Raw genomic sequence first — 10,782 nt, forward strand, 5'->3', positions numbered from 1 at the left:
CGACAACGCGGCGAGGCGCCGTGCCGGGCGTCGCGGGCCGGTGAACCTTTCCGGTCACAGCACTAGGGGGAGCCTGGTGGCGGGGGCCAAGGCCGGGCCGGGTACGGCCGCGGGCCGCGGCCGGTCACCCGGACGGGTCAGCACGCGGGCGGACCGGCCGGACCAGCCACAGGATGGGGTGCATGCCGAGAAACGCCCTGCGGGTCACCGCTGCCGCCGCCCTCGCCGCCGCGCTGCTCACCACCAGCGCCTGCGCCGACGGCGGTGCCGAGAAGGACAGACCCGAGGCGGGCGGCTCCCAGGGCGCCCGGCCCCTCACCTGGACCGCCTGCGCCGCCCCCACGGCCGCCGAGGGCGGCGGCCCGCCCCCCGGCCCGGAGTGGCAGTGCGCCACCCTCGACGTCCCCCTCGACTACGCGGAACCCGGCGGCGAGACCGTCCCGCTCGCCCTGATCCGCGCCCGCGCCCAGGACACCAAGAACCGGATCGGCTCCCTCGTCTTCAACTTCGGCGGCCCCGGCGGCTCCGGCCTGACCACCCTGCCCAGCGCCGCCAAGGAGTACGAGGCCCTGCGCGCCCGGTACGACCTCGTCAGCTTCGACCCGCGCGGGGTGGGCCGCAGCGCCCCCGTCCGCTGCGAGGACGACCAGCGGCTGGACGCGTACTACGCCCAGGACGCCACCCCCACGACCCCGGCGGAGGAACGGACGTACGTCGACAGCATCAAGCAGTACCAGCGGGCCTGCGAGCGGAACTCCGGCAAGGTCCTCCCCCACGTCGGCACGCCCAACGCCGCCCGCGACATGGACCGCATCCGCCAGGCCCTGGGTGACGAGAAGCTGTACTACTTCGGGATCTCCTACGGCACCGAGCTCGGCGGGGTGTACGCCCACCTCTTCCCGAAGAACGTCGGCCGGGCCGTCTTCGACGCCGTGGTGGACCCGACCAAGGACGCCGAGCAGGGCGCCATCGGCCAGGCCAAGGGCTTCCAGCTGGCGCTCGGCAACTTCGCGCGGGACTGCGTGGAGCGCGGCGACGCCTGCCGCATCCAGGGCAGCACCCCGAAGGAGATCGAGGCCAACGTCATCGCGCTCCAGAAGCGGCTGGCCGTCCGGCCGATCCCCGGCATCGGGACCCGGCAGCTCACCGAGACCGCCGCCACCAACGGCATCGCGCAGGCCCTGTACTCGAAGGAGCTGTGGCCGCTGCTGGAACAGGGGCTGGACGAGGCGGAGGGCGGGCAGGGGCAGTTGCTGCTCGCCCTCTCCGACGCGCTCAACGGCCGGGACCCGCAGGGCCGTTACAGCAACATCGGCGCGGCCAACACGGCCATCAACTGCGTCGACTCCAAGGAGCGGTACACGGCGGCGCAGACCAGGTCGAAGCTGCCGGCCTTCCGCGCGGCCTCGCCCGTCTTCGGGGACTTCCTCGGCTGGGCGCTGATGAGCTGCACCGACTGGCCGGTCGCGGGCGACTGGACCACCCCGGACGTCTCCGCCCCCGGCGCCGCCCCGATCCTGGTGATCGGCAACACCGGTGACCCGGCGACCCCGTACGAGGGCGCCCGCAACATGGTGGAGCGGCTCGGCCCCGGTGTCGGTGTGGAGCTGACGTACAAGGGCGAGGGGCACGGCGCGTACAACAGCGGGGACCCGTGCGTGCAGCGGGCGGTCAACTCCTACCTGCTGGACGGGAAGGTGCCCGCCACGGGCACGGTCTGCACCGCCGCCTGACCCGCCGCCCGGGCCGCCCCGGCCGTCCGGACACGCCGCAGGGGCCGCACCTCGGGCGAGGCGCGGCCCCTGCGGGACCGTTACGGCGGGACCTAGTAGACCGGCTTGCCGGGCTCGATCTGGTGGACCCAGCCGATCACTCCGCCGCCCACGTGGACCGCGTCGGAGAAACCGGCGGCCTTCAGGACCGCGAGGACCTCCGCGCTGCGGACGCCCGTCTTGCAGTGCAGGACGATCCGCTTGTCCTGCGGCAGGTCCTGGAGGGCGGTGCCCATCAGGAACTCGCCCTTGGGGATCAGCTTCGCGCCGGGGATCGAGACGATCTCGTACTCGTTCTTCTCGCGGACGTCGATGATCTCGATGGGCTCGTCGTTGTCGATCCACTCCTTGAGCTGCTGGGGAGTGATCGTCGAACCGGCGGCGGCCTCCTGGGCCTCCTCCGACACGACGCCGCAGAACGCCTCGTAGTCGATGAGTTCGGTGACGGTCGCGTTCGGACCGCAGACCGCGCAGTCGGGGTCCTTGCGGACCTTGACCTGGCGGTACTGCATCTCCAGGGCGTCGTAGATCATCAGGCGGCCGACCAGCAGCTCGCCCACGCCCGTGAGGACCTTGATGGCCTCGGTGACCTGGATGGACCCGATGGACGCGCAGAGCACGCCCAGCACGCCGCCCTCGGCGCAGCTCGGGACCATGCCCGGCGGCGGGGGCTCCGGGTACAGGCAGCGGTAGCAGGGCCCGTGCTCGGACCAGAAGACGGAGGCCTGGCCGTCGAAGCGGTAGATCGAGCCCCATACGTACGGCTTGTTCAGCAGGACGCAGGCGTCGTTGACGAGGTAGCGCGTGGCGAAGTTGTCCGTGCCGTCGACGATCAGGTCGTACTGGCTGAAGATCTCCATCACGTTCTCGGCTTCGAGCCGTTCCTCGTGAAGGACCACGTTCACGTACGGGTTGATGCCCAGCACGCTGTCACGGGCCGACGCGGCCTTGGAGCGGCCGATGTCCGCCTGGCTGTGGATGATCTGGCGCTGCAGGTTCGACTCGTCGACCTCGTCGAACTCGACGATGCCCAGCGTGCCGACGCCGGCCGCGGCCAGGTACATGAGGGCGGGCGAACCGAGACCGCCGGCGCCCACCGCCAGCACCTTGGCGTTCTTCAGGCGCTTCTGTCCCTCCATCCCGACATCCGGGATGATCAGGTGACGCGAGTACCGGCGGACCTCGTCGACGGTGAGCTCGGCGGCTGGCTCGACCAAGGGTGGCAGCGACACGGGGACTCCAGGCGGGTCATCCCCACGAACGCGGGGAGCATCTACAGGCTGTTCTTTCCGGTAACACTGCCACGCCCCTCTTCATTCCAAGACACCCGTCCCGACCCGCGAGACGCTTTCGTCCCAGTACCCGGGCATCGAGGCGCAGGTCGGCGGGGTAGGCGCGGCCCGCGTACGGGCGGGTGCCGTGGCCGGGGACGGTCCGGAGCCCCTCGCCGGGCCGCGCGGGGCCTCCACGGCCCGGCGCGCGGCGGGGAGTTCCGCCCGCCCGGCCGGGGCCCCGGCCGGGCGGGGCCCCGGCCGGGCGGGGCCCCGGCCGGGCGGGAAGCCGTCGGCCCCGTACCGCTCCCGGAACCGGCGGGCGTCACGGACCGGCTCCGCGAAGGGCCGCGAACCGTCTCGCCTGGCGAGACGGCCGAGGAGCCGGGTGCGGTACGGCCCGGACGGGCCTCCCCCGCCCGGGTGGGCGCGGCGGCCCCCCGCGGTGCGGTCAGATGCGGCAAGCCGCCTCCATCCAGATGTCCGCGAGGGACTCCTCCAGGTTGATCCGGGGCCGCCAGCCGAGCCGGTCGCGGGCGGTGCGGACATCGGCCTGCTGCCAGATGCCGCAGCCGTCGGGGTAGGGCGGCGGGGCCACGGCGGCGAGTTGTTCGGCCGTCGCCTCGGAGCGGGGGGAGCCGATGGAGCCGAGGCCGGGGCGGCCGTGCAGGCCGTGGTGGCCGTGCCCCTGCTGGGGGAGGTCGAGTTCGTTGAGGGAGCCGCCGTAACCGGCGACCCGGGCCAGGACGGCCGCCGCGTCCCGCAGCCGGACCGCCCGGCCGGTGCCGATGTTGACGACGCCCTGGGCGGCGGAGAGCGAGGCGGCGTGCACGGCCCGCGCCACGTCCCGTACGTCGACGAAGTCGCGCTGCACGCCGAGCCCGCTGAGCTTGAGCTCGCCGTCCCCGGCCTGCATCGCGCGGCGCATGGCCTCGGCGAGCCGGCCGAGCGGGGAACCGGCGGGGGTGCCGGGCCCGACGGGCGAGAAGATGCGCAGGACGACGGCGTCGAGCCCGGAGCCGAGCACCAGCTCGGTCGCGGCGAGCTTGCTGACCCCGTACGGTCCGCCCGGTCTCGGCACGGCGTCCTCGGCCGTGGACGATCCGGGCTGGCTGGGCCCGTACTCGGCGGAACAGCCGAGCTGCACCAGCCGGGCCCCGCAGCCGCTGCGGCGCAGGGACTCGCAGACGGTGGCGACGGCGACGGTGTTGTGCCGGGTGAGTTCGCGGGCACCGCCGCGGGTGGCGCCCGCGCAGTTGACGACGACGCCCGGGTGGACGGCGTCGAGGAAGCGGGTGAGGGCGCCGGGGCTGCCGGTGGCGAGGTCGAACCGGACGTCGGCGTCGTCGCCGCGGCCGAGCACGGTGAGCTGGACGGCGGGGTCGGCGAGCAGCCGGTCCGCGACGTAGCGGCCGAGGTATCCGTTGGCTCCGATCAGCAGCACCCTCATCGCGTGGCCCCTTGGTCGGTTGGCTGGCCGGTCATGTCCTGTTTCTCCTTGCGGGGTGGGTGGATGGGGCGGGAGGGTCTCAGGGCCGCGCGTACGCGGAGGCCCGGGACAGCGCGCGGACGGCGGCCACGAGGAGCACCGCCACGGCGGCGAGGACGGCGGCCGGGGCCGGGACCAGCGCGAGCGCCAGGGCCGCGGCGACGGGCCCGTGGCGGACGCCCCGGCCGAGCAGCAGCCGGGTCAGGAAGAGCAGGACGGCGAGCGGGACGGCCGCTGCGGGCGGCGCCCCGGTGACCAGGGCCGTCCCGGCGGCGGCGGCCGTGAAGAGCGCGACGGCCGCGAGCAGCGGCGGCCGGGCCCGGCCGGTGAACTCCGCGAGGGTGCGGCCGGTGGCGAGCAGGCGCCGGGCGCGGGCCGTGCCGGCGGCGGCGAGCAGGTGCCCGGGGGCGACGGCCAGGGCGAGGCAGGCCCCGAGGGCGGCGCCGTACCGGTGCACGGCCCAGCCGGTGACGGCGGCGGCGAGCAGGTGCGCGAGCCACGGGAAGCGGTCCCCGGTGGCCCGGCCGGGCCACACCAGGGCGGCGACGGTGACGAGCGTGGCGACGGCCCCGGCCAGGGGCGCCCCGGCGGCGGCCCAGCCGAGCGCGACGGCGCCGGGCAGCACCGCGAGGCCCAGGCTCCGCAGCGCGCGGGGTCCCGGCGGGGCCGGGGCGGGCACGGGGGCCTCGGTCCGCTCGTGCGGGGTCCGGGCGTACAGCTCCTCGGCGAGGGCGAAGACGTCCCGGTGGCGGAAGCGGGCGGCGCTCCGGTCGGTGATGCCGTCGGCCTCCAGCGCGGCGGCGATCTCCAGCGGGTCCACGGCCCGCTCGCACCGGGCCCGGTGGCGCCGGAGCAGCGGCTTGACGGGATCACCACCACCGGCGGGGGGGTGCGCCGCCACGGCCGGGGCCGGGCCGTGGTGCGGGGAGCGGTCGTCCAGGGCGGTCATGCGCTCCAGGGCCCGTTCCCGGGCCGCCGCGCCGAGGTGCCGTGCCCGTACGGGGTCCCGCAGCAGCGTCAGACAGGCGGCGGCCAGCGCCGGGGGGTCGTACGGCGGGACCACGAGCCCGGTGTCCCCGACGACCTCGCACACCGCGCCGGTGTCCGTGGAGACGGTGGCCCGGCCGCAGAGCATCGCCTCGGCCAGGGTGACCGGGAACCCCTCGGCGGCCGGGGAGAGCACGGCCACCCGCCCGGCGCCGTACGCCCCGGCCCGGGTGAGGGCGCCGGGCCCGCCGGTCTCCTCGAAGCTGACGGGGCTCTCCCCGGCGGCGCCGCTCTCCTCGTCGGGGAAGAGCCGGGCGGCCAGGGTCCAGCAGTCGGCCAGCCGGCCGGGGGCCGCCGAGGTCGCGAAGATCCGCAGCCGGGTCCGGGGCGCGGCCCGGCGGACCTCGGCGAAGGCGTGGAGCAGGGCGGGGAGGTCGGTGTCCGGCTCGACCGGGCCGACCCACACCAGGGTGTCGGGGTCGCCGTGGTCCGGGTCCTGCCCGACGGAGGCGAACGGGGCCGCGTCCGTCCCGCGGGGAACCGTCCGCAGCCGCCCGGCGGGGGCCCCGCACCGCTCCTGCCAGCGCCGGGCCTGCGCGGTCCCGGGGGTCAGCAGGTCGGCCTGGCCGTAGATCTCGTGGGCGAGCCGCAGGTGCAGGGCGGCCCGCAGGGCGCGTACGGCGGGCCGGGTCCGCGCGCCGGGCTCCAGGTAGTGGGCGCGCAGGCGGACCTCGTCCTCGGTGACCAGCAGCGGGACCCCGAAGAAGCGTTTGGCCAGCAGGCCGGGGAGCGCCACCGTGCCGCCCGCCGCCGCGTGGCAGACGTCGGCCTCGCCGAGTTCCTCGTACCAGTCGAGGCAGAGCGGGCGCAGGGCGCGTTCCAGGACGGCCGTGAAGTGGAAGAGGTCCGGGACGCGGGCCTGCTGGGCGCCCCGGTTCGCGTCCGGTGCCCGGCACGCGGACTCCAGGACCCGTACGGCCGTCTCGGAGCGCAGTGCCGTGGTGAGCCCGCCGTTGGCGCGGGTGAGTTCGGCGAGGGCGTAGAGCCCGGCCGCGAAGGGTTCGGCGCGGTCCGCGCAGATCCCGCGCACCAGCTCCGCGAAGCCGTCCGCGAAGCGCCGGCGCTCGCGCCGGGCGTACGTCCGGCCGTCCGCCGGGGGCCGCGGGGGGGCGGTCCGGACCCGTTCGACGTGCGCGGGCAGCGGGGGCCGGGCGGGCTCCGGCCCGGCGCCGCGGATCAGTGTGTAGAGGTCGAACCGGTGCTGCGGGAGCCCGCGCACGAGCCGGTCGCACCAGAGCCCCGCCTCTCCCGTCGCATACGGATATCCACCTTCGGTGAGCAGTCCGATCCGCACGAGTGGCACCCCCGATCTCCCGTCCAGGCGGTCGACTTCGGTCCGGCGACCCGCTGCGGGAGAACTCAAGCGGATCTGCCGGTGACGCGGCGGACGGTTGTCCGTCGCGCCACCGGAAGGGGTGAAGAGTCGTGACTTTCCCTCATGGTCCGCGTTCGAGGGCGCTAGGGCGGGCCGGGGGCCCGGGTCAGACCAGGACCGTCCGGCGCGAGGTGCGGCGGGCGGTGGCCACGGCCGGGTCGAGGGCCGGGACGGCGGCCAGCAGTTGCCGGGTGTAGGCGTGGGACGGGCGGTCGTAGACCTCGTCCACCGGGCCCTCCTCCACCACCACGCCGCCGCGCATCACGGCGACCCGGTCGCTGACCTGCCGGACCACCGCCAGGTCGTGCGCGATGAAGACCAGCGCGATGCCCAGCTCGCGCTGCAACTCGGCCAGCAGGGCGGTGACCTGCGCCTGCGTGGTCACGTCGAGGGCGGACACCGGCTCGTCGCAGACGATCAGCCGGGGCCGGGGGGCCAGGGCGCGGGCGATGCCGACGCGCTGGCGCTGGCCGCCGCTGAACTCGTGCGGGTAGCGGTCGTAGTGCCCGGCCTCCAGCCCGACGCGGAGCAGCAGTTCCCCGACGCGGGCCCGGATCGCGTCCTCGTCCCGTTCCCCGGCCGCGCGCAGCGGGTCCGCGACGGACTCGCCGACGGAGCGGCGGGGGTTGAGGGAGGAGACCGGGTCCTGGAAGACCATCTGCACGCCCGGGACGACCCCGCGCGTCACCAGGCCCGCGTGACGGACCTCGCCGGAGGTGGGTTCCAGCAGGCCGACGAGCATCCGTCCGAGCGTGCTCTTGCCGGAGCCGCTCTCGCCGACGATGCCGAGGGTCTCCCCGGCGCGCACGGCCAGCGAGACCCCGTCGACGGCGACGACCCGCCGCCCGCCGCGCCCGAACTCCTTGCGCAGCCCGGCCGCCTCGACGACGGGAACGGCCGGGGTGGCGGGCCCGCCGTCCGGCCGGGGCCGGGGCCCGGGGAGGACCCCGGCGGCCCGGGCCGCGCGCGGCCCGTCCAGCCTCGGCACCGCCGCCAGCAGCGCCCGGGTGTACGGGTCGGCGGGCGCGGCCAAGGCCGTGCCGACCGGGCCGCGTTCCACGACGGCGCCGTCCCGCATGACCAGCAGGTCGTCCACGCTCTCGGCGGCCACGCCCACGTCGTGGGTGACCAGCAGCAGTGCGAGTCCGCGCTCCTCGCGCAGGCCGTGCAGCAGGTCGAGGATCTGGGCCTGGACGGTGACGTCGAGGGCGGTGGTCGGCTCGTCCGCGATCAGCAGCCTCGGTTCGCAGGCCAGGGCCATCGCGATGAGGGCGCGCTGGCGCATGCCGCCGCTGAACTCGTGCGGCCGGGCCCGGGAGCGGCGTGCGGCGTCGGGGATGCCGACCCGGTCGAGGACCTCGACCGCCCGGGCGCGGGCGGCGCGCCGGGAGACGTCGGTGTGGACGCGGTGGACCTCGGCGATCTGGTCGCCCACGGCGTAGTACGGGTCCAGGGAGCTGAGCGGGTCCTGGAAGACCATGGCGGCGCTCCCGCCGCGCAGGCGGCGCAGTGCGGCGGGGCCCGCGGTCCCCACCTCGGTGCCGTCCACCCGGACGGTGCCGGTCAGCCGGGCGCCCGTGCCGTGGTGGAGTCCGAGCAGGGCGGCGGCCACGGTGGACTTGCCGCTGCCGGACTCGCCGACGATGCCCAGCGCGCGTCCCGGCTCCAGGGTGAAGGAGATCCCGTCCACGGCCCGTACGTACTCCCGCTCCCCTCCGACGGGGAAGTCGACCGTGAGGGCGGCCACGTCCACCAGGGGTCCGGTCCGGGCGGGCGGCGGTGTCAGTGAGGTCGGTGGTGTCAGTGATGCCGGTGGGCGCGTCACGCGAGGGCCACCCTTCGGTCCGCGACGGCGTACAGCAGGTCGGCGACGGCGCCCGCGACGACCACGGCCGTGCCGATGGCCAGGACGACGCCGACGACGACCGGCAGGTCCACGACCCGTACCCCGTCGATGAGGGTCTTGCCGAGTCCGGGGATGCCGAACAGGGACTCCGTCAGGACGGCGCCGCCGATCATCGTGCCGAAGTCCACGGCGCTCAGCGCGATGACGGGGGCCACGGCTCCGCGCGCCGCGTGCCGGGTCACGATCGTCCGCTCGCCGACCCCGTAGGCGCGGAAGGTGCGGATGTGGTCCTCGGCGAGCGTCTCCAGGGTCGCGCTGCGGGTCAGCCGCGCGTACTTGGCGCTCTCGAAGAAGCCGAGGGTCACCCAGGGCAGCAGCAGGTTCCAGGCCCACTGTTCGGGGTCCTCGCCCAGGGGCACGTAGGTCGGGAACGGCAGCCACTGGAGGTAGGCGCAGACGGCCATGAGGAGCAGCAGGCCGAGGATGAAGACGGGGGTTCCGGTGCCGGCCAGCGTCAGGACGGTCAGGGCGCGTTCGGTCGGCCCGCCGCGGCGCAGTGCCGAGAGCAGTCCGGTGCCGACGCCGACGACCAGCCAGATCACCAGGGCCCCGAGCGCCAGGGACAAGGTGGCCGGGAGCCGGTCCAGGAGCAGTTCGGTGACCTGCCGGTCGTTCTGGTAGGAGAAGCCGAGGCAGGGGGCGTCGCAGCGCAGGACGAGTCCGGCGCCGCCGGAGTGGTCGCGGCCCAGCAGCAGTCCCTGGAGGAAGTGCAGGTACTGGGCGGCCACCGGGTCGTTCAGCCCGAGCTGTTCGCGGACCTGGGCGATCTGCGCCGGGTTGCAGCGCTCCCCGCAGGCGAGGCGGGCGGGGTCGCCGGGGGCGAGGTAGAAGAGGGCGTGGACGGCGACGGAGAGGGCGAGGAGCACGAGCAGTGCGCCGCCGGTCCGTTTGAGCACGAAGAGGGTCACGCCGTGCGCTCCTTTCTGGTGCCGACCCGCAGGCGCGAGTTCTCGCGCGGGTCGAGGGCCGTGCGGACGGCGTCACCGAGGACGGTGAAGGCGAGCACGGTGACGAAGAGCAGCCCGGCGGGGAGCAGGACGTACATGGGGTCGGCCCGGAACCAGGTCTGGGCCGTGGAGAGCATCTGTCCCCAGGACGGGGTGGGCGGTTTGACGCCGACGCCGAGGAAGGAGAGGGACGCCTCGGCCACGATGTTGGAGGGCACGAGGATCGCGGAGTAGGTGATGAGGGGCGCGGCCAGGGACGGCAGCAGTTCGCGGCGGGCGATCCGCAGGGTGCTGTTGCCGGAGAGCCGGGCGGCGGCGACGAAGTCCAGGCCGCGCAGGGCGAGGGCCTGGGCCCGCACCATGCGGGCCGTGGAGCCCCAGCCGAGCAGGCCGATGACGAGGATCAGCAGCAGCGGGCGGGGGAAGTCGGCCGGGACGACGGCGGTGAGGGCGACGCCCAGCACCAGCGCGGGCAGGGCGATCATCACATCGGTGAGCCGGCCGATGAGCCGTCCGGCGGTGCGGCTGCCGAGCGCGGCGGTGAGCCCGGCGACGAGTCCGAGGAGGGTCTGTACGGCGGTGGCGCCGAGGGCGACGAGCAGGGAGATCCGGGCGCCGTACAGGAGGCGGGTGAACAGGTCCCGGCCGGTGCCGGGTTCGACGCCGAGCCAGTGGTCGGCGGAGATCCCGCCGAAGGAGCCGAGCGGGACCCCGCCGCGCGCCGAGTCGACGAGGTCGTCGTGGTAGGCGTGGGGGTCCTGGCCGGTGAGCTGGGCGAGGAGCGGTGCGGCGAGGGCGAGGAGGACGAGCAGGGCCAGGACGGCGGCGGCGGCCAGGGCCGCGGGGCGCCGCCGCAGCCGCCGCCCGACCTGGCGTGGGGGGGGGGGGGGGGGGGGGGGGGGGGGGGGGGGGGGGGGGGGCGGGGGGGGGGCGGCGGGGGGGGGGGGGGGGGCGGGGGGGCGGGGGGGTGGGGGC

6 protein-coding genes and 1 pseudogene are annotated in these 10,782 nt (G+C 75.8%); 1 reads left to right on the forward strand and 6 read right to left on the reverse strand.

All coding sequences use genetic code 11. From position 1 onward, the window contains the following. Nucleotides 1-182 precede the first annotated feature (182 nt). Nucleotides 183-1,733, forward strand: coding sequence for an alpha/beta hydrolase (locus ACIA5F_RS03035; protein WP_399348457.1), 1,551 nt, complete (start codon nucleotides 183-185; stop codon nucleotides 1,731-1,733). Nucleotides 1,734-1,825: 92 nt separating this feature from the next. Here ACIA5F_RS03035 and moeZ read toward each other — a convergent pair whose 3' ends face one another. From moeZ to ACIA5F_RS03065, 6 genes and pseudogenes are all read right to left on the reverse strand, one after another. Beyond that, a complete protein-coding gene (moeZ, locus tag ACIA5F_RS03040; protein ID WP_399348459.1) occupies nucleotides 1,826-3,004 on the reverse strand; it encodes an adenylyltransferase/sulfurtransferase MoeZ in 1,179 nt (392 codons plus the stop codon). A gap of 490 nt (nucleotides 3,005-3,494) precedes the next feature. Then, a complete protein-coding gene (locus ACIA5F_RS03045; RefSeq protein ID WP_399348461.1) occupies nucleotides 3,495-4,493 on the reverse strand; it encodes an NAD-dependent epimerase/dehydratase in 999 nt (332 codons plus the stop codon). A 79-nt stretch (nucleotides 4,494-4,572) separates the two neighbouring features. After that, nucleotides 4,573-6,873, reverse strand: a complete 2,301-nt coding sequence (locus ACIA5F_RS03050) for a DUF3492 domain-containing protein (RefSeq protein ID WP_399348463.1) — start codon at nucleotides 6,871-6,873, stop codon at nucleotides 4,573-4,575. Between the two features lie 187 nt (nucleotides 6,874-7,060). Continuing rightward, entirely contained in the window at nucleotides 7,061-8,707 is a 1,647-nt protein-coding gene (locus tag ACIA5F_RS03055) for a dipeptide ABC transporter ATP-binding protein (protein ID WP_399348896.1), read from the reverse strand. Nucleotides 8,708-8,775: 68 nt separating this feature from the next. Further along, nucleotides 8,776-9,768, reverse strand: coding sequence for an ABC transporter permease (locus tag ACIA5F_RS03060; RefSeq protein ID WP_399348465.1), 993 nt, complete (start codon nucleotides 9,766-9,768; stop codon nucleotides 8,776-8,778). 8 nt (nucleotides 9,769-9,776) lie between these two features. Then, a pseudogene (locus ACIA5F_RS03065) lies at nucleotides 9,777-10,682 on the reverse strand (ABC transporter permease); the annotation flags it as partial. Nucleotides 10,683-10,782 lie beyond the last annotated feature (100 nt).

Origin of the sequence: Streptomyces sp. NPDC051567 (assembly GCF_044454165.1) — a bacterium.
GTDB lineage: Bacteria > Actinomycetota > Actinomycetes > Streptomycetales > Streptomycetaceae > Streptomyces.

Bases quoted from the DNA above. Each gene is read 5' to 3' on its own strand.
- ACIA5F_RS03035 (WP_399348457.1), top strand. From the start codon at position 183: ATGCCGAGAAACGCCCTGCGGGTCACCGCTGCCGCCGCCCTCGCCGCC.
- ACIA5F_RS03045 (WP_399348461.1), bottom strand. From the start codon at position 4,493: ATGAGGGTGCTGCTGATCGGAGCCAACGGATACCTCGGCCGCTACGTC.